The 25,313-nt window shown below is 38.4% G+C and carries 20 protein-coding genes; all 20 read right to left on the bottom strand.

From position 1 onward, the window contains the following. Positions 1-186: 186 nt before the first annotated feature. Positions 187-948, bottom strand: coding sequence for a transporter substrate-binding domain-containing protein (locus tag SP041_RS04870; protein WP_025565897.1), 762 nt, complete (start codon positions 946-948; stop codon positions 187-189). A 231-nt stretch (positions 949-1,179) separates the two neighbouring features. Next, positions 1,180-1,629 carry a DUF302 domain-containing protein gene (locus tag SP041_RS04865; protein ID WP_137297443.1) on the bottom strand — a complete coding sequence of 150 codons (450 nt, stop codon included), beginning with the start codon at positions 1,627-1,629 and terminating at the stop codon, positions 1,180-1,182. Between the two features lie 334 nt (positions 1,630-1,963). Further along, positions 1,964-4,072: a bifunctional diguanylate cyclase/phosphodiesterase gene (locus SP041_RS04860; RefSeq protein WP_025565699.1), complete on the bottom strand. Its 2,109-nt coding sequence runs from the start codon at positions 4,070-4,072 to the stop codon at positions 1,964-1,966. A gap of 227 nt (positions 4,073-4,299) precedes the next feature. Next, entirely contained in the window at positions 4,300-5,349 is a 1,050-nt protein-coding gene (locus SP041_RS04855) for a threonine-phosphate decarboxylase (RefSeq protein ID WP_025565698.1), read from the bottom strand. Positions 5,350-5,484: 135 nt separating this feature from the next. Beyond that, positions 5,485-6,408 (bottom strand): adenosylcobinamide-phosphate synthase CbiB, encoded by a 924-nt coding sequence (gene cbiB, locus SP041_RS04850; protein WP_025565696.1) that lies wholly within the window; start codon positions 6,406-6,408, stop codon positions 5,485-5,487. Further along, positions 6,405-7,043, bottom strand: a complete 639-nt coding sequence (locus SP041_RS04845) for a histidine phosphatase family protein (protein ID WP_025565695.1) — start codon at positions 7,041-7,043, stop codon at positions 6,405-6,407. The genes cbiB and SP041_RS04845 overlap by 4 nt, the downstream gene beginning before the upstream one ends. Positions 7,044-7,277: 234 nt before the next feature. Continuing rightward, positions 7,278-8,489: a sirohydrochlorin chelatase gene (locus SP041_RS04840; protein WP_025565694.1), complete on the bottom strand. Its 1,212-nt coding sequence runs from the start codon at positions 8,487-8,489 to the stop codon at positions 7,278-7,280. Between the two features lie 202 nt (positions 8,490-8,691). Beyond that, positions 8,692-9,345 carry a 5,6-dimethylbenzimidazole synthase gene (gene bluB / locus SP041_RS04835; RefSeq protein WP_025565692.1) on the bottom strand — a complete coding sequence of 218 codons (654 nt, stop codon included), beginning with the start codon at positions 9,343-9,345 and terminating at the stop codon, positions 8,692-8,694. A gap of 59 nt (positions 9,346-9,404) precedes the next feature. Continuing rightward, entirely contained in the window at positions 9,405-13,220 is a 3,816-nt protein-coding gene (gene cobN / locus SP041_RS04830) for a cobaltochelatase subunit CobN (RefSeq protein WP_025565691.1), read from the bottom strand. Positions 13,221-13,226: 6 nt separating this feature from the next. Beyond that, the gene (cobW, locus tag SP041_RS04825) at positions 13,227-14,360 is read right to left on the bottom strand and encodes a cobalamin biosynthesis protein CobW (protein WP_025565689.1); all 1,134 of its coding nucleotides are present in this window, start codon (positions 14,358-14,360) and stop codon (positions 13,227-13,229) included. Then, complete coding sequence (gene cobM / locus SP041_RS04820; RefSeq protein ID WP_025565688.1) at positions 14,347-15,150, bottom strand: precorrin-4 C(11)-methyltransferase; 804 nt, start codon at positions 15,148-15,150, stop codon at positions 14,347-14,349. Before cobM ends, cobW begins: the two co-directional genes overlap by 14 nt. 237 nt (positions 15,151-15,387) lie before the next feature. Continuing rightward, the gene (gene cobJ / locus SP041_RS04815) at positions 15,388-16,173 is read right to left on the bottom strand and encodes a precorrin-3B C(17)-methyltransferase (protein ID WP_025565687.1); all 786 of its coding nucleotides are present in this window, start codon (positions 16,171-16,173) and stop codon (positions 15,388-15,390) included. Positions 16,174-16,313: 140 nt separating this feature from the next. Beyond that, on the bottom strand, positions 16,314-17,078 hold the full coding sequence (locus SP041_RS04810) for a cobalamin biosynthesis protein (RefSeq protein WP_025565686.1): 765 nt from the start codon (positions 17,076-17,078) through the stop codon (positions 16,314-16,316). Continuing rightward, positions 17,075-17,824, bottom strand: coding sequence for a precorrin-2 C(20)-methyltransferase (gene cobI / locus SP041_RS04805; protein ID WP_025565685.1), 750 nt, complete (start codon positions 17,822-17,824; stop codon positions 17,075-17,077). The genes SP041_RS04810 and cobI overlap by 4 nt, the downstream gene beginning before the upstream one ends. A 3-nt stretch (positions 17,825-17,827) precedes the next feature. Next, the gene (locus SP041_RS04800; RefSeq protein WP_025565684.1) at positions 17,828-19,249 is read right to left on the bottom strand and encodes a bifunctional cobalt-precorrin-7 (C(5))-methyltransferase/cobalt-precorrin-6B (C(15))-methyltransferase; all 1,422 of its coding nucleotides are present in this window, start codon (positions 19,247-19,249) and stop codon (positions 17,828-17,830) included. After that, the gene (locus tag SP041_RS04795) at positions 19,249-19,890 is read right to left on the bottom strand and encodes a precorrin-8X methylmutase (RefSeq protein WP_025565683.1); all 642 of its coding nucleotides are present in this window, start codon (positions 19,888-19,890) and stop codon (positions 19,249-19,251) included. Before SP041_RS04795 ends, SP041_RS04800 begins: the two co-directional genes overlap by 1 nt. Further along, complete coding sequence (locus SP041_RS04790) at positions 19,880-20,674, bottom strand: precorrin-6A/cobalt-precorrin-6A reductase (protein WP_025565682.1); 795 nt, start codon at positions 20,672-20,674, stop codon at positions 19,880-19,882. The genes SP041_RS04795 and SP041_RS04790 overlap by 11 nt, the downstream gene beginning before the upstream one ends. Next, a complete protein-coding gene (locus SP041_RS04785) occupies positions 20,671-21,855 on the bottom strand; it encodes a cobalt-precorrin-5B (C(1))-methyltransferase (protein WP_025565681.1) in 1,185 nt (394 codons plus the stop codon). Before SP041_RS04785 ends, SP041_RS04790 begins: the two co-directional genes overlap by 4 nt. A 9-nt stretch (positions 21,856-21,864) precedes the next feature. Then, positions 21,865-23,355 (bottom strand): cobyrinate a,c-diamide synthase, encoded by a 1,491-nt coding sequence (locus tag SP041_RS04780; protein WP_025565680.1) that lies wholly within the window; start codon positions 23,353-23,355, stop codon positions 21,865-21,867. Between the two features lie 102 nt (positions 23,356-23,457). Then, on the bottom strand, positions 23,458-25,311 hold the full coding sequence (locus tag SP041_RS04775; RefSeq protein WP_205961168.1) for an AAA family ATPase: 1,854 nt from the start codon (positions 25,309-25,311) through the stop codon (positions 23,458-23,460). Between the last annotated feature and the right edge of the window lie 2 nt (positions 25,312-25,313).

Below are 25,313 nucleotides of genomic sequence, written 5' to 3'. Positions count from 1 at the left end.
TTTACACAGCAATAGTTCTTAGCGGATTAAAGCAATGCTTCAAAGCTGAAAGCTAAAAACAAAAAACGCTTAGCCATAAAAAAGCCCAGCTAAATTAGCTAGGCTTAAAAAGTACATTTAAAAAATGCTTAGATTAAAAAAGTAACAACACCATTTTATCAGCCATTTTCAAAGGTAACCTCACATTTACATTAAAGAGTTTTTCTTCATTAACGTTTCATCAACACCTTTTAGCTTCATTTCATCCATAATGAAGTTCACCGTATTTAATAAACGTTGCTCACCTGTTGGCATTAAGTAACCAAACTGGCTTTTAGTAAATGGATTTTCTTCTCTCACCGCTTGTAGCGTTTTATCTATTGTTTGGTAATACAGTGCTTCTGGCGTTTCAGTTACCATCACATCAACAGTCCCTGCTGAAACAGCTTTAGGTACATCTAAGTTATTTTCATACTTTACAATGGTGGCTTTAGTTAAAAACTGCTCTGCAAATTTTTCATTAGTCCCACCGATATTCACACCAACTTTAACGCTAGGTACATTCACTTCTTGTAACGTATCGTATTGTGCCTCTTTACCATTAGCCACTAAAAACACTTTACCAAATGTCATGTAACCTTGAGATTGCTCAGCCGCTAATTGACGAGACATACGGCGTGTAATTCCGCCCATTGCGATATCATATTTACCGTCTTTTAGGTCTGAAACTAAACGCTTCCAAGTGGTATTTACAAAGCGCACTTCAACGCCTAGTTGCTCTGCAACGTGCTTGGCAACATCGACATCGTAACCAGAGTAGTTACTACCATCAAAATACGTAAAAGGTTTGTAATCACCGGTTGTGCCAACGGTTAACACACCTTTTTCTTGAATATCGTCAAGTAGGTCTGCTTGAGCATTCAAGCTAAAAGAAGCAATGGTAATCAAAGCGATATGAGTTAGTTTCATAAATGTCCTTATTAGTGATTTATTATTGTTTTTGTAAAGAATGGTGCTATAAATTTTTCTTAAGTGAATGTATAACGTGCTAATAAATTAATATACTTTTTTATAAGCAGAATAACCATTAATGAAATAGTGAGCTTTGTTTATCGCTTATTACTTTGTTAGGCAGGTATTTAAAACACCTCTAAATTACCAATGTTGAGGTGTTTTATTTTTGTTATTTTTGTTTGAAGGTTATTTAGCAGCCGCATTAGTTAAGGCGTTTAATACACCAGATACTTTTTTAAATACTGGATCACAACCTTTTACTTCATGACGTTCTTTAATGTATTCAGGGTTGTTATAAGTTAACCACACTTTATTATCCGCATCTTTTGATACTAATACTTTTTGTGGCAAATCAATGGCTAATTGTTGAGCACACTGCATTAATGGGGTGCCTATTTTAGGGTTACCAAAAATAAATAGTTCAGTTTCTCTCAACTCTAAATTAACACCTGCCGCATTTTTTTGATGATCAATACGAGCAAATAAAGTGAGGCCCTTTTTTTCTAATATCGATGCAAACCGATCAGCGGTTTCTTTGGCTGAGTATTTACTTTCAACAGAGATTAAACTCTCAGTTGCACTCGCGTAGCTTGACACAATAAATGACAAGAATATAAATGTAATTAATTTCTTCATGGTTATTTCTCTCTATGTAAGATGCAACTAACTATACTCATTACCCTTCAAGGTGCAAAACTCAGCAAGCGGTGAAGTGAACAGGAGCTAAGCAGAAAGAGGAAGATCTAACGGGTTAAATCGACACTTCCTAACAAAGAAAGGGTTTACTTCACAACTTGAACGGTAACGGGTATCTATAAATACAAAGTAAAACACTAATATTTATTATAAAAATATTGTCTATGCTCTGATTAACTTATAAATAAATATCGAGTAATTAACTTATCATTGAATAAAGAATTTACAAATAAATCTCGAGTGATTTAGCTTATAAATCGAGCTATAAATTAAGTTATAGACCGTGAGTATTAAAATCATCAAGCCATGCTTCAAAATCATTTTTTCTAAGAGGTGCGCTGTATAAAAAACCTTGATGATTAATACACCCTAAGAAATTTAAAGAGTCTGCTTGCTTTTTATTTTCAATACCTTCAGCAATTAAACCAAATTCAAACGTTTTTGAAATCATGATCAATGCATTAATAATGGCGGCATCTCTTTTTGAGTCTGCAATTTTATTAACAAAACATTTATCTATTTTCACGCTATCAACAGGTAATACTTTTAAACGTTGTAATGATGAATAACCAGTACCAAAATCATCAAGAGAAAGCTTAATGCCTAGCTTTTTCAATTTAAATAGAGTTGGTAATAGATGGTTATTATTATCAGAAAATAAAGACTCCGTCACTTCAAGTTCGATGAATGTAGGATCAACTTGATACTCTGTGAGTATATTTTCTACTTTGCCCACAAAATCATCGCTTTCTAATTGCCTTAAAGAAACATTAATTGCAATAACACCATTGAAAATATTGGCTTCTTGCCATATTTTAGCCTGTTGGCAACCGGTTTTGATAACAAAGTCGCCTATCTCTTTGATCATACCGTTCGACTCAACAATTGGAATAAATACATTAGGTGAAATGATACCTTGTTGCGCATGATTCCATCTTAGTAAGCACTCAACACCAAACACTTCATGTGTGACTGAATTAACCTGAGGTTGATACCAGACTTCAAACTCTCCTCTTTCTAGAGCGAGTTTGATATCTTGATCTAATGAATGCTGCTGTCTTACCAAGTCTTTTCCTGATGGATCGAAAATAGAATAATTATTACCACCTGATTTTTTTACTTTTTGCATCGCAACATCAGAGAAAGCAATTAACTCATTAATATCAGTTGAATTTAAGGGAAATAGACTTATCCCTATGCTCATCGACATTTTAAAGTCACCGTACTTAGTATTAAAAGGTTGGTCGAATATAGATAAAATAGTTCTGCTTATTTTATCTATATTTTTAAGTGCATGTGCCCCTTCAATGAGAATAATGAACTCATCATCTCCACTTCGAGATAGCACATCATGACTTCGTAACCTCGCACCAAGACGATTAGCAATACATTTAAGTAACTCGTCTCCAACATGGTCACCATAAGTTTCGTTTATTAATTTAAAACGATCTAAATCGCAAAAAAGAATAGCGAACTCCCCAGACTTAGCCAGGCTAGACTTACGTAATACGGCTAGTTTTTCAAATAAGAAAGTACGGTTGGGTAAGCAAGTTAATGAATCGTAATAAGTATACGTTTCTTTATCTTGTATCGACTTTTTCAACATGCTGATATCACTATACTGGCAAATATAGTGTGTTATTTTTCCATTAGATTCTTTTAAGCTAGAGACATTTAACCAACTAGGAAAGGTTTCACCATCTTTACGCTTATTCCAAATTTCACCTTTCCAAGCGCCTTTATGAATTAACGATTGCCAAAAATGGTTATAAAAGTGTTTATTTTGCTTTCCTGAATTTAAAATACTAGGTGTTTTACCTAATACATCTTCATTGCAATAACCTGTAATATGTCTAAAACTTTCGTTCATACACAGGATATAACCAGAAGCATCTGTAATTAATATACCTTCTTTAGAAGCTTTAAATATTTTAGAGAGAAAAGACAATTTACATCGGACTTCTTTGATAAAACCGAAGTTTTTAATAAAAAGAATAATATTTTCTTTTTCATTAAGACTATGAAAATAAACAACTTCTATTGAGGTGGGATCTTTGTTTGTTGTAGCATCTTTGCTTTTGATGGTGGTGTTAAAATCGTTTTTAACGATGCTTGAATGATAATGACCATGGCTTGCATGTTGAATTTCAGCAAGTCCATTATTAGCAAGAAATGTATCGAACTCTTTAATATTTTTACCAATAACATATTTATTGAGAGTATCGTTAATGGTTTTTTTTTCATCTATTATATTAATCGCAGGCGCACCTACTATTTCTAAATAAAACTGATTGGCTTCAATAATAGTGCCGTCTAGTTTTAATGTTAAAATAGCGACGTCTTTTCTATATCTGTCTAATGACTCGTTAAAAAAATCTAGCAAATATAACTCCAACATTTAATAATTAAACATTTTTATTAACTATACTGACTTAAAGTAAGTGGCTAATAAGCCAATCACTAAAATGTATATCTATCTACTTAGTATTGCATGTAAATTAAATTAAAGGTCATTTAAACCACATTTTAATATTAATTTTATAATAAAATAGACATAAACCTACTTCATGAAAACGTCAAATCTTAGCTAAAAGGTCAATATAATATTGATTAAATTGACCTTATAGCGCTTAATCTCAAGGTTAATTTTTCTAGTTGGCTTGTGCTTGCAATACCAAATCGCAGTGAATCATTCTCATCGGTCAAACGAACATAAATAGCATTTTCACAAAGCTGTTGGTAAACAACCGGGGCATCAGATAGAAAAATCGTAATAAACAAGGCATTTGCTTCCATTCGTAACACCGGTAAATACGCTTTAAGTAGCTCTTGCATCACTTCGCTTTGCGTTTGTAATCGTTTCAATTGGTTAGCTTGCCATGTTCTATCTTGTAAAGCTTGTTCACTAATGAATAACGCAGCACCATTAACAGCCCAAGGCCCACTAACCTCTTGGATGGTTTCACACCAATGTTTATTGCTACAAACAAAGCCAACACGTAACCCTGCCAACCCAAAAAACTTACCAAATGAGCGTAGTACTAATACATCAGCTGTTTGTTTTAATGTGGAAAGGTGAGGAGAAAAACTAAACTCTGGGGTAAATATGTCCGCAAAGGCTTCATCGATAATTAATAACGCTTGTTGCTGCTCACAGAGGTTTTGCAGCGTTTTTAATTGATCGATAGTAAATGTATCTGTCAGGGGATTATTCGGGTTAATAACAACCACCACACTATTTTCTTCGATATCAGTAGGTAAACTATCTTGATAAAAATGTAATTGGTACCCACCTTTACACCAAGCTTGTTGATGTTCTTTATAGCCCACCTTTGGTAAGTAGGCATGTCTTTCTAGTATAAAATCACTGTTCACATTTGTATGGAGATATTTCTTTTTGTCATTCCACAGCTCAGGCAGTTTTTCAATTAATGCTTGGCTACCTGCAACTGGCCAACAGTATTGAGTTTGGTAATAAGCTTTCGCCACTTCAATTAAGTTTTCAGAAATAGTCGGGAGATTTTGCCAAGCCTGTTGAGGAATATCAGGGATAGGGTAACTAAAAGGCGCAATGCCAGTGGAAAGGTCTAACCAGTCTTTTTCTGGTATTTGATATTGCTTTGCAACACGACTTAATTGACCTCCATGTAAGATTGCCATTGTTCTGATAAACCTCTTTTTTTAAATAACTGAATAGCTAAATACGGGTGTTTGAAACGATTAGAATGATGGTGCTTATGTCTACATTTCTATTTTTTAAAGCTTAATCATTTGAATTGCTTGTATCAATAAAAATCAAGTAATCTGCCAAATAAATACAACCAATAACCATAACACGACCGCTTGTTTCACTAAGGTTAGGCTAGCTTTAATATGCTTACTTTGAACAATTTCACCTTGACCTAATAATGGTGAGTTAACTGTTTTACCAAAATAAACCGCACTGCCGCCTAAACAAACATTCATCACCGTTGCGCCTGATGCCATTACCCAACCACCATTATGGCTTTTATAGGATTGGCTTTGTGAATACGCATTACTAAGCGCTTGCTTGCCAGTACCATTAAACAAACCAATGACGGTAAATAATAACGCAGTAATTTTTCCACTTACAAAACCTAATAAGTCATCCATTCTGGCACTAAACTTACCAAAATAGTTAAACTGCTCAGTTCGATAACCCCACATTGCATCTAAGGTGTTACTCAAGCGATGTATGATCACTAGCGGCGCTCCGCCAATAACAAAATAGATAAGCGTTGCAGTGACACCATCATGGCCATTTTCAAGCATAGATTCGGTGGTTGCTCGGCTGATTGCTTGAGCATCTAATTGGCTAGTATCACGGCTCACGATATAAGAGCAATAATGCTGTGCTTGCGCTAAGTCGTTAGTGATTAATGGATTATAAATTTGCATGCCGTGCAGATTCAAACTATTTAATGCCACTGCCCAGTAAACAATATAAATATTAACTAACAGAATAAGATAAACAGGCAGTAACCAAAGCAGCAAAACATATAACAATGGCAATGGCAGCACTAATAAACACCAAGCAACGAGGCCACCAATGAATTGTTGTTGATGGTTACCTTTATTGAATTTTGTTTCTAATTTATTCGCGATGTTGCCAAATATAATTAAAGGATGAAAACGGGTAGGCTCGCCAATGAAATGATCAACCACCAGCGCAGTTACTAAAGTAAACAGCAATATCATAATTTTGAGAACGTTCCTGTTTCTTGATCATAAGTCATCGCAATTAATTGCGCATTTTTATAATCATAACCAGTACTTAATGCTTTTTTTGGTGATGTTTTAGATGATGATGCTTCAGATAATGATACTTTCAATAATAAGGGATCATGAAATTGCGCCATAAAAGATCGCAAAATATCGCCGTGACTGACAATTAAAAAGGTTTCATTATTCGCCGTTTGTAACTGGTTAGTTAATGCTTTTGTAAAACGTGCTAATAACTCTTTTGCACTTTCACCTTGTTCAGGTTTACAGTCAGTAATGTGTGAGGTGATTTCATTATAATTAACATCACCATTCACTTCGCTCACTAACTTACCTTGCCAAATACCAAAATGACGCTCTTCAAAACCAGGCACAGGCTTAACGGTTATATTTAACTGTTCTGCACAAATATTAGCAGTTTGAACGGCACGCCCTAATGAAGAAGTTAACACTTGAGTGATATTTAACTCACTGCACTGAGCTGCTAGCTGCGAAGCTTGTTGTTCCCCTTCTGACGTAAGGAAACTATCGAGCTGTCCTTGAATACGGCGTTCAACATTCCATTCAGTCTGTCCATGACGGGCAAGATAAAAAGTAGTTTTGTTATTCAAATGTCAGCTCTTATTTTAATCAGAAGGTTTAATAGGACAGTGTTAATCAAATTTGATTCCCATTAATAGCAATCAAAAATAAGGTTTAAAACTAGATGTTTTTTTTAAATGCACTTTTCTAAAATAAGACATGCTTTAAAAATTAGATGTTTTTAAAAATATAAAGTAACTAATGCTCACCTGCCATTAGTTACTTTATATTATAAAAATGAGACACGACTTTATCAATAACTATTATTTTCTATGTGCTAATGCTTCACCTTGAACGCCATTATCAATACGCTCTTTTTCTTCATCCAATAACCATTGTGGGAATTGTCCCATGAAACAACAACAGACGCCTTCACCAATCATGGTTCTAGGCCCTAATGGATGTGTAATATGTTTATACACACCGTGACTATGAGGCTCTACATGCGTATGAGCGTGGTCATGGCTATGAGAATGATCATGTGAATGTTCACTATGTGAGTGTTCTGTGTCATGTGAGTGACCGTGTGAATGCTCATCATGTGCATGATCGTGGCTGTGAGAATGGTCATGATCGTGCGAATGAGCCTGCTCTTTTGCTGGATCTTGATATTCTGCATGATGATGATGTACATCAACTTCACCAGCGGCTAAACGACGTTTGAATATCGCCATTAAATCTTCTTCACTTGATTGTGTATTATCCATGATGTCACGAACACGAACTTCAAATGCATCGATGACTTTGTCATGGTCACGTAAGTAAGGTGTGTTAATAAATTCAATGCTTGGGTTTTCTTTTGCAACTTTATCAACATAACCAGAAATACGTTTAATTAAACGGCCTGTAAATAGAAAATAAGGCGCAACCACAATGCGTTTGTAATCAAGTTTAATCAGCTTTTCAAGGCCTACACCAACTGAAGGATAAGTCACACCAGAATAAACCGTATCAGCCCAACCAAAGCCCATATTTTCACTAACTATACGTGTTAATTTAGCCGCTTCAGCATTCGCTTGTGTATCAGAAGTACCACGGCCAACAACCACTAACATCGTATCGTATAATTCAGCAGGTGGATTATCAGCATCTAACCCTAACGATTCATAAATACGTGCTTGAAACGCGTTGATCATTGGCTCTTGTAAACCTAACTCTTTACCGTAACTTACTGCTAAGCCTTCATTTTTTTCTTCAAAAGTAGTTAATACAGAAGGAATATCATTTTTAGCATGTGTTGCAGCAAATAACATACCCGGTACCGCATAAATATGCTCAACACCTTGGTTGATCAAGCTGTTTAAACCCATGTGAATGTTAGGTGCAGAATACTCTAAGAATCCGTATTCAACAGGCAGATCAGGAAAACGTTTTTTTAACCCTTCAGCAACCAATGAGAATTCCATTTCAGCGTCTTTATCACGACTACCGTGACCACAAACCATAATGCCTTTCTTAACTACTTTATTATTCATTTTTAATCTCTTTATATCTTTTAATTGTTTTTTATTTACACTTCATTTGGCGCTATTAACTTGCTGTAAACGGAATTGATTCGGCTTGAACGCATTTATTTCGCCATGGTATCAATGACAGCTAAAACAGCAATCGACAATTGTTTATTTTTTCTAAATTCGCATCACTAGATTCGGGTATCTAATCATTTAATAACGACAACTACTTACTTTCTGGCCAGCTATTCTCAAACAAAAAAGTATCAACTTCTGCTGCCTGAGCCCAGTTTTGTTCAATCAACATTGGCTTTTCATAAAACTTTTCAACGTGTCCAATGCATAAAAGTGCAATCGGTCGGCTGTCTTCTGGCATATTTAATAAATTGGCTAATTGAATCGGGTCAAACAAAGAGACCCAACCAAGACCAATCCCTTCGGCGCGTGCCGCTAACCACATATTTTGAATCGCACAGGCCACTGACGCTAAATCCATATCAGGCATAGTACGACGACCAAACAGATGTTTCTCACGCCCTTCAGGCAAGGCAACCACAATCAATTCAGCACACTCTGAAATACCTTCTACTTTTAACTTTAAGAAGTCATTCTTACGCTGATTCAAAAGTTCTGCTGTTATATTACGTTCAGTTTCCACTAACGCTTTTATCGACGATTTTAATGCATTATCTGTAATACGAATAAATCGCCACGGTTGCATTAAGCCAACACTTGGCGCTTGATTCGCAACCGTTAGTAAACGCGTTAACAATCCTTTCTCAAGCGGCTCATGACTAAAGTGGCGCATATCTCGTCGTTCTTTAATAACACGATAAACGGCTTCTTTCTCAACTTGACTATAACTATGCTGACTTTTCATTATTGACTACTTTGCTTTTAATTAAGTGCTTTTTTGTTTTGCTTTATATCTAACTGACTTTACTTAGCTTCTTGCATCTCATCACACTGTAACAGGAGATCTTGTAGCTTTTGTTGATATTCATCAGGCGCTTGCCATAAACCACGTTGTGCAGCTTCCATTAAACGCTCAGCCATCTCTTCCATAATTTGTGGATTATTATCTTTTAAAAACTGCTGATTAACATCATCAAATAGTAGCGTGTCAGTCACTTGCTCATATTGATAATCGGCAATCAAATCTGTGGTCGCATCATAAGCAAAAAGGTAATCAACCGTGGCGCCCATTTCAAAAGCCCCTTTGTAACCATGTTCACGCATCCCTTCAATCCATTTAGGATTTAAAACACGCGAACGTATCACACGATTCAATTCTTCTTTTAAGGTACGAATCACCGGCTTACTTGGATTACTATGGTCACTATGATAAATAGTTGGTGCTTTACCTGAATACACTTGTGCCGCGTTACTCATGCCACCTTGGAATTGGTAATAGTCATCGGAATCTAATAAATCATGTTCACGGTTATCTTGATTTTGTACTACGACTTCAATGTTACTTAGTTGATGTAAAAAGGCATCTTTAGCCTGCACGCCATCTTTATCGCTGTTACCGTAGGCGTAACCGCCCCAGTTTAAATACGCTTCAGCTAAATCGCTTTTCTCTTCCCAACAACGTTCATCAATTAAACCTTGTAATCCTGCGCCATAAGCACCCGGTTTAGAACCAAATACACGATAACTGGCTTCGCGTTTAGCCTCACCAATTGCCATGCCATCGGCAATTAACTGTGCTTCACGTTGTTTAATATTTTGTTGGATTAAATTACCGCTGCCCGGTTCATTGAGTTCGCTAATGGCAACCACAGCCGCATCAAACAATGCCATCACGTTAGCAAAAGCATCACGGAAAAAACCGGAAACTCTTAAGGTCACATCAACTCTTGGACGATTTAATAATTGGAATGGAATAATTTCAAAATCCACCACGCGATTACTGCCCTGCGCCCAAATAGGTTTTACGCCCATCAAAGCAAAAGCTTGCGCAATATCGTCACCGCCAGTACGCATGGTTGCAGTACCCCAAACTGATAAACCCAATTGTTTAGGGTAATCGCCATGTTCTTGCAAATGACGATGGATTAACGCTTGCGCCGATTGTTGACCTAATACCCAAGCGGCTTTCGAGGGAATTGCGCGATTATCAACAGAATAGAAATTGCGTCCTGTTGGTAGTGTATCTAATCGACCTCGCGTTGGTGCACCGCTTGGTCCAGCTTCAATAAATTTGCCATCTAACCCGTCAATGATTGCGCTTAATTCGTTTTTAACACTTTGATTTAACGCGGCCTGAATCGTTGATTTTGCATAGGTTAATAACGCTTGTGTTGCTGGATAATTATTCAGCTCAATAAGATCGTTATCGTTAAGTAAAAAGTGTTCAACCCATTCTAACGCCAACAACTCTAAACGTTCACGCGTATCTGCATGCGTTCGCCATAGGGTTTCACTCACCTTCATTAATAATGAAGGCTTTTCATCCAACCATTGTTCGCGAGTCGCTTCTAAAGGATCGAATGCTTTACCATCTATTTGCAAGACAAAATCACTCACTAATGCGTGTAAAATACCTTGGTTTATAACGCCTTCACCACGGGGCAAACGTAATAAAGCAATTAAGGTATTCGCTACTTTATGCGGTTCCGGTAGTTGCCCAAGAATATGCAATCCATGACGAATTTGCGCTTCTTTAATATCACAAAGATACGTATCTAACTCTTCTAATACCTGAGCATCGTCTTCACGCGCCGCTTCATTTAATTCATCGAGAATATTAGTGCTTTGTACTTTTTCTAAAATTTGTTCGCGTAACCACACTTCACGACGAACATCTAAACCTTGTGCTTGATAATATTCATCGACTAAACCTTCAAGCTCAGCCAATTCTCCATAAGTTTCAGCACGTGTCATTGGCGGCATTAAATGGTCAATAATCACCGCTTGCGTACGTCGTTTCGCTTGCGCACCTTCACCGGGATCGTTAACAATAAAAGGATAAAAATGTGGCATTGGACCTAACACTGCATCAGGCCAACATTCATTAGAAAGCGCAAGCCCTTTACCCGGTAACCATTCTAAATTACCGTGTTTCCCCACATGAATAACCGCGTTGACTTGATAAGTAAAACGTAGCCAAAAATAGAAGGCTAAATAATTGTGCGGTGGCACTAAATCAGGGTCATGGTAGTTAGCGAGTAAATCAATATTAAAGCCACGTGCAGGTTGAATACCGACAAAGGTTTCACCTAAGCGGATCCCTGAGATCATCAAACGTCCATCACGACATTTAATATCATCTTCGGGTTTACCCCAACGCTCGTTAATGGCTTGCTGACTCACTAACGGTAAATCTGCAAAGGCTTTTTTGTAATCACTTAACGACAAACTCTGCCAACAGGCTAAATGATGTAACGTATTGGGGTTGTTGGTCACTGATTCTAATAAGGTTTCAATCAGTTTATTGCCGTTTTCAGGCACGCTATTAATGGGATACCCCGCGTCCTTTAAGGCATTTAAGATATTCACTGTCGAGTTTGGCGTGTCTAATCCTACACCGTTACCGATGCGGCCATCTTTGGTTGGATAATTAGCTAAGATCAACGCAATACGTTTGTTTTTATTCTCGGTAAGTGAAAGCTGAATATATTTTTTAGCCAACTCAATCACAAACAAAGCACGCTCGCTATGTAATTGATATTGCACTAATGAAATTTGTGTTTTTTCGTCAAAAAAAGCTTCGGTTTTAAAGCTAATGGCGCGAGTTAATACTTTGCCATCCATTTCAGGTAGTACGACCTGCATGGCAATATCACGGCTGCGTAAGCCTTGCTTGTAATCCGTCCAATCTTGTAAAGTACTGCTTGAAAGTACCAGCTGTAAAATAGGAATATCAACGGCAAATAAACGTTTAAAGCTATTCGGTTGAGAGCTTAATCCGGGACTGCTCACGGTATTCGCAGCAAAGCCAGTGCTGTTTAAAATCAAACGGCAATCATGCGCACTTAAAAGCTGATTCACCACACTCATGGCTTGTTCATCTTTTAACGAGCTAATCACTATTGGTAATGGGTTTAAACCATTCGCTGACATCAACTCAATAAACTGATCAAACATCTCGCAGTTAGCTGATTGTAAATGACTACGATAAAAAATCAGTGCGACGACACTTTGCTCACTTTTCCATTTACGTCTGATTTGTTGCTCATTATAAAACTGCGCAACAGGTAAAAAATGAGGGTCATTAACATCAATATTTGACGCAAAATAAAGCTGATTCAAATAAGCAAAAAGCTGTGCACTGTTATCCAATCCACCAGCACGTAAGTATCGCCATACTTGATGTTGAATTTTTTCGGATACATTTGATAATTCAATTAACTCAGGGTCAACATTATCATCACCGGGCACTAAAATAAGTGTGCGATTGGATTTTGCTTTTGACCAGCGAATTAATCCTTCCACACCATATTGCCAATAAGCTTTACCACCTAATAGCGACACCACCACTACTTCTGCTTGCTCTAGGACTTTATCTTCATAAAGGTCAAAAGCAGCAGGCTTTAGTAAGTTAGTCCAATTAACTAAACGCGTTTCAGCCAAGCTATTCGAAGACAGGTTTTTCGAAGATACAGCATTCACCTTTTTAAATCCGGCAGAAAGCGCGGTTAATTGGCTGTCGGCAGCGCTAAACACAACCAAAGGCGCTGGCGATTGCGCTAAATCGACAATGCCTTCTTCTTCAATAAATCCGCCTGGTTGTGCCGCTAATAGATGCATTTGTTATTAAACCTCTGCGCTTTTTAAGATAGCAATAACTGCAGCTTCGTCTAAGCCCTTACCGATCAACACTAATTCAGTTTTTGGTGTTTCAGTCGCTTCCCATAAACGGTCGAAGTGAACTTCTAAACGTTTACCAACGGCTTGCAATACTTGGCGCATAGGTTTGTTTTCAACAGCTGCAAAACCTTTAATACGGAATAAGTTAAATTCGTTTAATAGTTTTTCAACACTTACTTTTAGTTTGTCAGCATCAACCGTCCCTAAGCTTATCACCATAGAATCAAAATGGTCATGTGCGTGGTCGTGATGTGCACCGTGAGCATGATGATGGTCATGATGGTTATGAACTTTATCAATGGTTTTTTCAGTGCCCGCATTAATACCGATTAACACATCAAGTGGTACGTCACCATTATTGATATAGGCAGTTTTAACTGAACTTGGTACACGTTTTTCTATGACTGCTTTAACGCGTGCTTGCTCTTCTTCAGTTAATAAATCACTTTTACTCACGACCACTAAATCAGCAGAGTTGAGTTGATCGTCTAATAGTTCTTGTAAACTTGGGTCATGATCTAAACTTTCATCTAATGCACGTTGTTCTTTTACTTTATCTTCATCAGCTGCAAAACGACCCGCTGCAATTGCAGGACCATCAACTAATGTAATAACAGCATCTACAGTGCAATATTCTTTGATACCCGGCCAATTGAACGCTTGTACTAATGGTTTTGGTAACGCTAAACCTGATGTTTCAATTAGGATATGATCGATTTGGTCACGACGTTCAACCAATTTTTTCATGACAGGTAAAAACTCTTCTTCTACGGTACAACAGATACAACCGTTCGCTAATTCGTAGATTCCATCTTCGCCACCGACTAGTTCTGCGCCATCTCCCTCGCATCCACTTTCTTCATCAAAGGGACAGCTACGTAGTAATTCTGAATCGATATCTAATTCACCAAATTCATTCATGATCACGGCAATACGTTTGCCTTTTGCTTTTTTAAGCAAGTTAGCTAATAACGTTGTTTTACCGCTACCAAGAAAACCAGTCACCACCGTCGTTGGAATTTTATTTAATGAAACGCTGTTATTTAAAGCATTGCTTGTTGATGAGTTACTTGTTGTCATTTTTGACCTCTAATTCTTCAATGGAAAGTGTATTTTTACGACGACGGAAAATATTAGGTTTATCTTTTTTATACAGGTACGAATCTTCAAAATTAGTCGTATCTAATACGTGACCAACCAAAATAAGTGCCGTTAACTTAAATCCTTTGGCTTCTACTTTTTCTGCAATATCAGCTAATGTGCCAGTGACTTTATCTTGGTCAGGCCATGAACTACGGTAACAAACCGCCACAGGACAATCTTCACCATAATGTGGAATTAACTCAGCCACGATTTTACGGATTTTAGTGATACCTAAATGGATTGCTAAAGTTGCACCACTTTGCGCAAGTTGCGGTAAACGCTCACGTTCAGGGAAAGGTGTTTTACCTTCATAACGCGTCATGATCACGGTTTGCGATACACCAGACAGTGTTAACTCTTTACCTAAATACGCAGCAGAAGCCGCCGTTGCACTCACACCGGGAATGACTTCATAATCAATACCATGTTTGTCTAAACGACGAATTTGCTCTGCAATTGCGCCGTATAATGCTGGATCACCACATTGTAAACGCGCAACATCCTTACCTGCTTTTGCAGCTTCAACAAAATACGCTTCCATCTCATCAAGATTGATTTTAGCCGTATCAACAATCAGCTCGGCACTGTCTTCAACATCTTGTAATGTTTGACGTGGAATCAACGACCCTGCATACAACACAACAGGACACTGCTTTAACAAACGCGCGCCTTTGATGGTCATCAATTCAGGATCACCCGGCCCTGCGCCAATAAAATAAACTTTCATGTAAAACCCTTTGTTTAATTTTTCTTTAATATTTTACGTCGTTAAATCTAAAATGAATTATGGCTAAGCAATTCACGCTAGTTCAAGGCGAAAGCACGGAGCTTGGTTCACCAAGTGAGTACTTTCAACGAAGAAATTGCGCGTAGTGCGACGCTATAATTCATTTTTCAAGCGCTGAGCGCAGTTTCTAAGTGAGCACTTTAAACGCAGAAATTGTTCGTAGTGCAACGCTATTAGCTATAATTTTTTCTTATAACCACGAGGTGTATAAACCCAGTTTTTATCACCGTTGACGATATGACGAGACTCACTATTGCCCACGCTCACTAACGTAAACATATCCACATCTTTTGCATCTAACTCATCTAAACGGATAATACGGATACTTTCATCTTCACGGGTCAACTGACGGCCTAATAAAACCGGTGTTGATGCTGGACGATATTTCAATAACACATCACGCGCATGGTTAAGCTGCCAATCACGTTTTTTAGACACGGGATTATAGAAAGAGATAACAAAATCGCCTTCGCCTGCGCTGTGAATACGCTTATTAATCGTTTCCCAGGGCGTTAACAGGTCTGACAAACTCACTGTACAGAAGTCATGGCCTAACATTGCACCAATACGGCTTGCACCAGCTTGCATCGCAGAAATACCAGGTACAACATCTATTTCAACCTCTAACCATTCAGGGTGCTCTTCAAGACCTTGAAGCTGCCTATCCAGTAATTCAAATACTAAGGTTGCCATTGCGTAAATGCCGATATCACCACTTGAAATGAGCGATGTAGTTTTGCCACTTGCCGCTAAATCTAATGCTAATCGTGCACGCCCAATCTCTTCACCTAATGGTAAATCGTGATGCACTTTGTTGTTACAGGGTTCACCTAGAAGATCTAAATAGAGTCCATAAGCCACTAAATCGGTACTTTGTTGTACTGCTTTTAATGCTTTAGGAGCCACTAAATCAGCATCACCCGGTCCCATACCGACAACAAAAAGTTGTTTTTTATTACTCATTTTCTTCCCTATTTTCTTTTAACTTATTTCTTAATTTAAATTCTTAACTTAAGCTCTTAACTCAAATTCTTAACGTAGGCTATTAACTTCAATAATTAAGCCCATTTCGTCAATTTACCTTGTAAAATTAACTGTAAATGTTATTGCATATACGATCGTGCTATTGAACACGTCGCTTGTTTATTCTTATGTTTATTTAATAGCAGTTCACTGCCATTGTTGGTCATCTGCTGTGCTTGGTATAAAGCAGCTGACTCTGCAACGCCATACACTCCAACAGTTTTAAAAATATAATCAGACTTAGTAGAGAGTCGCTCTTCCATTAACCCAAGTTGCCTAGTATCAAAGGTCAAATAGGGTTTATTTAAATTATTTGCTAGTGCCATCAAGCCCACTTCATCACTTTTAATATCAATACTGGTAATAGCGCCAATATCATTAATCGTTAAACCTGCTTTAGCTAAGCACTCATCTAATAAACCTTGTAAAACAGGCTCTGGACAATGTCGCTCACACCCCATACCAACCACATAAACTGGTTTTAAATAACGATTAGCAGTAGTAATCACTAATTGATTCTCTAGCAAATTTGAAACTTGTCGTGCAAGTTCATTCGCTCCACCTTCATGACCTGATAATAACGGGATAACAAACTGCCCATTCTCATCAAGTACTAATACAGCAGGATCTTTATACTTATCTTTAATAACAGGCGCTAAAGCACGCATCACGATACCTGTGGCACAAATGAAAATTAACGTATCTCGTTGCTTAAAGTAGGCTTGTACTGAATCAATAAAAGGGGCCGGTTTGAAACACACCTCGCTTTCAGTATCAGATAAAAGATGCTGTAAACGCCTCGCTAGTTGTAATCCGACTTCTGTTAAACAGATAATTCTAATCACGCCTTCTCTGCCTGACGCGCTTCTTTACGGGTAATGACAAACAATGAAAAATACGGACCAGCTTGATCGGGTAATTGATTTAAATCGGTAATCACCTGTTGATTATCACGGCTGATATATTCTAAATAGTTAGCGTCATCAAAACGTTTTGTTTCTTTTAATAAAGCTAATAAACGCGGTCTTTCGATGCCAGCTTTCATGATCACAACGGCATCATGTTCTAATAAAGCGGCTTTAATTTTTGTGTCACTATGACGTCCGGTGATCACGGCGAAAGATTGCTTTAATACCGTTAATGGTATTTTAAGCTCTGCCGTCGCGGCTACAAAAGCAGGAATACCAGGAATAACATGTGAAGCGTATTGGCTGTCTAAACGCTCTAATAAATAAGTAAAAGATCCAAAGAACAACGGATCGCCTTCACATAAAAATGCGACCGTTTTTCCTTGTTTTAATTGTTCTTGAATTTGCCCTATTGCTTTGTCATAAGCTAAATTAGCCGCAACACGTTCACGAGACATCGCAAAGCGAACGCCTAAATGTTGCTGCTTTTTAATAGGACTTTTCAATGCTTCAACAGCGATATCAAGTGCTTGCGATTTTCCTGATTCATTTTCTAAATAACAAATAACATCAGCATGTTGAATCGCTCGATATGCTTTTAAGGTTAGTAACTCAGGGTCACCAGGGCCAACACCCACACCGATAAACAAGCCAGCTTGGACTGTTGAAGCAAGATCATTCATTTTCTATCCCTTTACTATTTGTGTGTTGTTCTTTTTGATAAAGCTAAATAAGCTAACAGACAAAGCAGGATTGTAAGCAAGCTGACCGCCTAACGTTCTACTTTTATTAACGGCAACTTGTAATGTCTCTAATTGACTATCTTCAGCAACACTTCGTTTTGTATAGAAATTAAGTAATTGAGACTTCGTTTTTTCCATCACCGCAGAAACAACAATTTGACCGTCTTCTGGCAGTTTTACCCACAGTGTTTCTAATAATTCAGATAATTCGCCATCACTGCCCCCAATAAAGATTTTATTAGGCGTTGGTAAACCTGTCAGTGCTTCTGGCGCACGTCCAAAAGTACTTTTTAAATTATTTACCACACCAAATTTTTGCTTATTTGCTAACAGACAATCGAATCGCTCTTGGTTATGCTCAATAGCATAAACCTTGGCTTTAGGTTGCCAATAAGCCATCTCAACTGACACACCACCACAACCTGCGCCGATATCCCAAATAATGTCTCTTTTACTTGGTTGTAATAATGACAAAATCGCTAAACGTACTTCACGCTTGCTGATCATTCCTTTTGAGCCTAATTCACCGGTTTCAAAATCAGCATCTTTAATGCCCGGAAATTCAGGTAAATAACCTTTGTTTGCACCACAAATAACAAAAGACACATGTAATGCATCAAAATCTTGGAGGTTCTCTTCAGCTTCAGCCTCTAATAATGCTTGTACTGTGAAACGAGATATCTTTTGTTCTGTATAACCAAGGCGTTCACATACAATGATTTCTGCTTCAGTAAATCCCGTTTCTTTACAAACCGCCGCAAGGTGATGCGGTAAACTATCTTTGTCAGTTAATAACAATAACGTTTGCTGTGCTTTCAAAGCCACTCTTAATTTAGCTAACGGGCGCCCATGTAAGCTCACTACATGCACATCTTGTTGTGCAATTGATAAGCTATGACATGCTTGAGTAATACTTGAAACAGCAGGAAAAAAACGTACTACTGCATCGTTAAAGTGTTTACTGATCCATGTCCCGATACCATAGTAAAGCGGATCACCAGATCCTAATACGACGACTTTTTGTTCGGATTCTATCAGTGCTTTTAATTCTTTTAATTTAGGAATAATTTCAGTTCGAGGTGGCAAGCTGATTGATTGAGGTTCAACTTGTTGTTGGTCACCTTCCCCCAATGTTTCTATGTTAGGTTGAATCGCTAAATGCTTTTCTAATGTTTTTAATTGACGCTCAGATCCAATCACTAAGTCTGCTGATTGTAATGCGAATAGAGCTTGCTCACTGAGCATGGCATTTTCAGCTACGCCTAGGCCAATTACAGCAATTTCACGCACTGACTTAGACGATGATTTAGCACTGCTATCCAGCTTCACCCCAAACATTCCCATTAACTTTTTAATGATACTCATTAATACAACTCTCCTTTGATACAACGTAATAAGGCATTACAGCTTGCGCTAGATACAGCACTGCCACCTTCTCGCCCCAATAAAGTAATACATTCAATACCTAACTCTTGATGAACATCCCATAACGCTTGCTTAGATTCAGCGGCACCGACAAACCCCACCGGCATACCGATAATCAAAGCAGGTTTAGGCGCCCCTTGATCAATCATTTCTAATAAACGAAATAAAGCAGTCGGCGCATTACCAATCACTACCACACTACCTTCTAAATAAGGTAACCAAGCTGTTAATGCAGCCATGGTTCTGGTTTCGCCCGTTGCTTTAGCGCGTTCGGGCACTCCTTCGGCGTTTAAAAAACACAAAGGATCAGTTTTAATCATTCGTTTAGTGATGCCTTGTTTAACCATCTCTACATCACACAGGATTGCCTCCCCTTTTTTCAACGCATCAATACCTGATTGGCAAGCGCGTTCACTCAACCTAACCTGTGAAGCAACTGCAGGAATACCGACGCTATGTACAACACGCATCACCACTTGTTGGGCTTCTATTGATAGATGATCAAGGTCTGTTAAGGTTCTAATTTGGCGAAAGCTTTCATTCTCGATCAAGCTCGGATCGTGGATATAATTAAATTTCATTTTTAAACTCAGTTGATGCGCCAGAGGACGCTAAAGCAGATTTAGACACAGCTAAACAGGTTTGCAATAAGGCAATACAATCAGCTGCATTATCAAACTCGTATTGCAGTGGTGCAAGCTCAGGGCGTTTAAATTGATAAACGGGAATGCCCGCTTGTGCAGCCGCTTGTATTTTTGCGTAGGTAGCTTCACCACCACTATTTTTACTAATAATGGCATCTATTTTATAGGCTTGAAGTAACTGCTTTTCATCTTCTAACAGAAAAGGACCAATCGCTTTTAGCCAAGTAACATTGCTGGGTAAAATAGCTCTTGCTGGCATCGCTGTCCGCAGCAATAGATGCTTCGCTTGTTTAGCTAGCTGTTCGATAATATCTTGCGATATTTGCCCAGCTGTCATAAATAAAGACTGATGTTGAGCTACTTTTTCAATTAATTCTGGCCACGCTAACACTTCAATCCAATGATCATTTTCGGTTTTAAGCCATTGCTTACGGTGAAAACGTATTGCAGCGATAGATAAACGCTCAGTGACTTGTGAAATGGTATGGCTCATTTTCTCAGCAAAGGGATGTGTTGCGTCAACAAGGTGAGTTATTTGGTTGTTGATTATGTATTTTTCTAAGCCGCCGAATTGCGTAAAACCACCGCTAATAACAGGCCCTGGTACCGTTGCTTTACGCACGATCCCAGCAATGCTATAAACCACATCAAAACCTAACTCAAATAACTGAGTCGCCAGTTTACGTCCATCTGCTGTGCCACCAATGACTAAGACTTTCATTGTTTTACTTCACTATTTAATTGTTCGTCTGATATTTTAATCTGATGTCCATTTTTATCAAAGCGATCATTGTAACTATTCGCTACAAATAAGCCTTTTCTATCAACGGCCCACACCTCTACTTCAATAGATTCATGAACAATACTTTTAGCAAACTTTAATGCTTCAATACACACAACAGTGGCAATATCTAATCCAGCTTCTTTGGTTTTATTTAACACTTCAATAGTCGTATTAGCATCTAGTATTTGCTGCTGTAGTGTTTGCGACGCCCCTAAGGATTTAGCAATATTAGCTAACTGCTGAAAATCGATACTCGATTGACGGCTATTTAAATCTAAATGGCCATTGGCGAGCTTAGTTAACTTACCAAAACCAGCACTGATACTGAGTTTTTGAATTTGGTTACCTGTTTTTGGGTCGATTTTTTCACGGCGTAAATATTTCAACATCGCACCAACAAAGTCGCCCATTTCAATTAAGCTCACTTCATTCATTTGATAAAATGCTTTAATCGCATGCTCACTAGCAACACCTGTCGAAGCAGCTAAATGGGTGAAGTTATTGGCACGCGCAACATCAATGCCTTGATGAATAGAAGCAATATAAGCCGCGCAAGAATAAGGACGCACAATACCTGTTGTACCTAAAATAGATAAACCACCAATAATACCCAAACGACTGTTCATGGTATTCAGTGAAATCTGTTCGCCATTTTCAATACCCACTGACACTTCAAAACCGCCACTGTATTGATAAGCTAATGCATAATGTTCAAGATGTTCGCTCATCATTTTTCGCGGTACAGGATTGATAGCGGGTTCACCGATGCCCAGTACTAATCCTTCTCGGGTCACTGTCCCAACACCTTCCGCAGCTTTAAATTTAATGCCTTGTTGATCGGTTAAGCGTAATTCAACAAATAAGGTCGCACCATGAGTGGCATCGGGGTCGTCACCTGCATCTTTAATAGTGCTGGTACGAATGCCATTGTCGATTGGTTGGTAACTGATAATATCCAGATCAACTTTTTCACCACGTGGTAAAGTAATTTCGACACTATTGGGTTGCTTGTTGGCCAATAACGAGCGCACAGCAGCAACACAACAAGCTGTAGCACAACTTCCTGTGGTTAAACCATTACGTAATGGTTGTTCTGTTTCGCTCGATTCAGGCCACATAAACGTTTCCTACTGTTGTGCTTGCATAGCGGCATGAGCAGCTTGCTTTTGAGGAGCAGCGCTTGACGCATTGATAGGAGAAGCTGAACTTTCAGCATTTTTATTAGTGTCTAAAGTCGCATAATTTTGCCAGTCTGTTAGCTTTTGCTGATCCACCGCTTGTAATTTCCCAGTAAACAAATCAGCAATCAAGGTTGGATTAGACGGAAAAAATAGATGTAAGTAACTCGCCGTTAATTTCTTATCGCGATAGATAGCTTCACCGGGTGCAGGGTGACGTTGACGTTGCCCATAGCCCATTGCATCAACTTCCATGATCGCACGAGATCGATGATGTGCATGTCCGTGTATTTCACCTTCCGGTAACATGGCTTTTTGCATGCCCTGACAACCACGTTTACCTGACATACTGCCTTGACCATTTAACACACCACACATTTTATGGTGTTTGTTATCAAGATCCACCAGCTCATTCAAACAATAGAGAAACCCACCACACTCAGCGAGCACGGGCTTACCTGCCTCATAAAAATCAGCAACTTGTGTTTGTAATTGTGTATTAGCGGCAAGTTGCTGTGCATATAATTCTGGGTATCCGCCGGGTAACCATAAAGCGTCAGCATCTGGTAATTGCGTGTCTTTTAGTGGAGAAAAATAATGTAGCGTGGCCCCCATCTTTTCTAATAATCGCGTATTAGCTTGGTAGATGAAACTAAAAGCCAGGTCACGTGCAATAGCAATCTTTTTACCTTCGAGTAATTTGCCTACTTTTTCAGTTTTTCCGGCATAAAAATCAACGCTTGGCGGTAATGTAAGTAATAGGTTTTCAGTACTGTCGTTGCCATCCGCACGTTTAACACCATCAGTTAACCACTCACAACCCAATGTGAATTTTTCTTCTAATTCATCAAAGACTTCACTGGCTTGCACTAACCCCAAATGACGCTCAGGCAAGGCAATATCGGCATCTTTTTTAAGACATGCTAATAACGGTAATTGTTCAGCCAATGCATCTCTAATTAATTGAGCATGGCGTTCACTGCTGCAATTATTAGCGATTAAACCATAACAACTATAATCATCACGAAAGTTAGCTAAACCAATAGCAACGGCGGCTGCGGTTTGCGCCATGCCTTTTACGTCCATCACAATCGCAACAGGAATATTAAAACGAGCAGCTAGGTCGGCACTTGAAGGTTCACCATCAAATAACCCCATCGCACCTTCGACTAAAATAAGGTCGGCTTCTTTTGCTGCTTCATACAATTTTTGCTGGCAATAGTTCTCGCCTGCCATCCACATGTCTAACTGTTCAACATGGCCATGTGATGCTTGCGCTAGAATTTGTGGATCAAGATAATCAGGTCCAGTTTTAAAAACACGTACCACTTTGCCTTGCTCAGTAAAATAACGAGCAATTGCTGAAGTAATGGTTGTTTTGCCTTGCCCTGACGCCGGAGCGGCTAAAAATAATGCGGGGCAACTTGCTTTCTCTGTCATCTACTTTTCCTACTCTCTATTTACATTAACCAGTTATATGTCTGTTTTAACTTAATTTTGTTTTAACTTGCTTCTCTTTCAACTTTGTTAAGCAAACAAGAATCAAGATGAAACCGCAAAATATTGTGCATCTAACTGGTTTGCTAATACTGGGCCACGACCACGTTTTATCTGTGCGCTTTCGATATCAATTAACAATGTGGGTATATTCAATTTTAAATCGCTGAGATCAACACGACTACGACCATCAGTAATTAAATAACAAAAAAGTGAAACACCAGGATATTGCAGACTAAGTTGCTTAATACTTTGCCCTGCCTTTTCTAAAATTAATCGTAAAGGAGTGCCTCCTATCGCGCTGATATTATCTAATAAACTGGTCACTTTTTTTGGCGCACGTCCTGCTTTAATAATCGTTTCAACATTATTATTTCCAAAACCTAATAAACTGATTTTATCACGCTGAATGTAGGCTTTGTCAGTAATATTCATTACGACTGATTTCGCGATTGATGACAAACTATCACTCAATGTAGAAGCAGATGTGTCCAATAAAATAAGGTGTAATTTTTCCTTACCTGTATTGACCTTTTTAAATGAAAATTTTGTAGGAGGCCACTGCCCTAAACTATTGGTTAGCGTGTTAAACCAATCAGGTTTATTACTTTCCAACGTTGATTTTTTCTCGCCTTTGGTGGTGTTACCCTGATTATTTTTATTAAAGGCTTCACTCAATAAAGTCGTATTTAAAGCGTTACTCAGAGTGCTATGTTGCAAACTTGGCAATACTACTTTTACATCTTCATTGGTTTTTTGCTTTTCGCCAGCTTTAGGTGGCATTGCCCCCCACTCTCCGACATTACCTTTTTCATCTGAAGATTCTTCAGCTTGTTTATTACCTTGATCAGTCTTTTGCTGTTCAGGCTTTAATTCTGACTGTGAGTCATTTTGTTGAGGTGCTTGAGGTCGTGAAAAACCACCGCTATTATTTTTTTCTGATGGTTTATCTGGCGATGATCCTGCCTGAGATGAGCTTGAAGGAGGTGGCGAGCTTGGACTTTGTTGACGATGTAATAAAACCAGCGGGGCAACTTGCTCGATATCAGCAAAAGTGACTTCTTTTCTTCCACACCATGCAGCATGCGTTAAGCTAGCTCGGTGCATCATAATATCTGCACGTAACCCATCAACATTAGCTTGCTGACAACGCGTTGCGATTTCAACCAAACAAGTATCGTCACAGTTCACGATTGGAAGTAATTCCTGTGCATCACTTATTTGTTGTTGTAATAATATTTGCTTCGCTTGGTAATTATCACAAAAAGCGACTTTATCTTTCTCAAAAGACTGACGTGTTTTAACAATGCGAATACGTTCTTCGATACTATAAATATTATCCAATTCCACCATTAAACCAAAACGGTCTTTCAATTGTGGACGCAATTCACCTTCATCGGGATTCATTGTGCCAATTAAGGTAAAACGAGCATCATGACGGTGGCTAACACCGTCTCGTTCAACAATATTCACACCACTGCTGGCAACATCGAGCAACTGATCAACAAGATGATCGGAGAGAAGATTAACTTCGTCGACGTATAACACACCAGTATGTGCTTTTTTGAGTAAACCAGGTGAAAACTTCACTTGTTTATCTTTTAATACGTGGTCTAAATCCAAGGTGCCAATCAACATTTCTTCGCTCGCCCCCAAAGGCAAGGTCACAAACTCAGGAGTCATACCTTCTGTTACTGGCAAAAGATCCGCCACTGCGCGTGCTAACGTCGATTTAGCACTACCACGAGGGCCAGAAATCAACACACCGCCAATTAAAGGATTAACCGTCGCAAGCAATAGTGCGAGCTTAAACAAGGGTTGACCTTGTACGGCACTAAAAGGAAAAATGACTTCTTGTTGCTCTTGACTCATGATGTTTCGCTCATCGTATTTATTCATAA

Source organism: Psychromonas sp. SP041 (assembly GCF_000470315.2).
Taxonomy (GTDB): Bacteria; Pseudomonadota; Gammaproteobacteria; order Enterobacterales; family Psychromonadaceae; genus Psychromonas.
The sequence above is the reverse complement of the archived record's forward strand: the minus strand, read 5'-3'. Positions and strand labels throughout refer to the sequence as shown.

Excerpts from the sequence above, each read along its gene's own strand:
- SP041_RS04870 (WP_025565897.1), bottom strand. The coding sequence starts at position 948 with ATGAAACTAACTCATATCGCTTTGATTACCATTGCTTCTTTTAGCTTG.
- SP041_RS04865 (WP_137297443.1), bottom strand. The coding sequence starts at position 1,629 with ATGAAGAAATTAATTACATTTATATTCTTGTCATTTATTGTGTCAAGC.
- SP041_RS04855 (WP_025565698.1), bottom strand. The coding sequence starts at position 5,349 with ATGGCAATCTTACATGGAGGTCAATTAAGTCGTGTTGCAAAGCAATAT.
- cbiB (WP_025565696.1), bottom strand. The coding sequence starts at position 6,408 with ATGATATTGCTGTTTACTTTAGTAACTGCGCTGGTGGTTGATCATTTC.
- SP041_RS04840 (WP_025565694.1), bottom strand. The coding sequence starts at position 8,489 with ATGAATAATAAAGTAGTTAAGAAAGGCATTATGGTTTGTGGTCACGGT.
- bluB (WP_025565692.1), bottom strand. The coding sequence starts at position 9,345 with ATGAAAAGTCAGCATAGTTATAGTCAAGTTGAGAAAGAAGCCGTTTAT.
- cobN (WP_025565691.1), bottom strand. The coding sequence starts at position 13,220 with ATGCATCTATTAGCGGCACAACCAGGCGGATTTATTGAAGAAGAAGGC.
- cobW (WP_025565689.1), bottom strand. The coding sequence starts at position 14,360 with ATGACAACAAGTAACTCATCAACAAGCAATGCTTTAAATAACAGCGTT.
- cobM (WP_025565688.1), bottom strand. The coding sequence starts at position 15,150 with ATGAAAGTTTATTTTATTGGCGCAGGGCCGGGTGATCCTGAATTGATG.
- cobJ (WP_025565687.1), bottom strand. The coding sequence starts at position 16,173 with ATGAGTAATAAAAAACAACTTTTTGTTGTCGGTATGGGACCGGGTGAT.
- cobI (WP_025565685.1), bottom strand. The coding sequence starts at position 17,824 with ATGAATGATCTTGCTTCAACAGTCCAAGCTGGCTTGTTTATCGGTGTG.
- SP041_RS04800 (WP_025565684.1), bottom strand. The coding sequence starts at position 19,249 with ATGAGTATCATTAAAAAGTTAATGGGAATGTTTGGGGTGAAGCTGGAT.
- SP041_RS04795 (WP_025565683.1), bottom strand. The coding sequence starts at position 19,890 with ATGAAATTTAATTATATCCACGATCCGAGCTTGATCGAGAATGAAAGC.
- SP041_RS04790 (WP_025565682.1), bottom strand. The coding sequence starts at position 20,674 with ATGAAAGTCTTAGTCATTGGTGGCACAGCAGATGGACGTAAACTGGCG.
- SP041_RS04785 (WP_025565681.1), bottom strand. The coding sequence starts at position 21,855 with ATGTGGCCTGAATCGAGCGAAACAGAACAACCATTACGTAATGGTTTA.
- SP041_RS04780 (WP_025565680.1), bottom strand. The coding sequence starts at position 23,355 with ATGACAGAGAAAGCAAGTTGCCCCGCATTATTTTTAGCCGCTCCGGCG.
- SP041_RS04775 (WP_205961168.1), bottom strand. The coding sequence starts at position 25,311 with ATGAATAAATACGATGAGCGAAACATCATGAGTCAAGAGCAACAAGAA.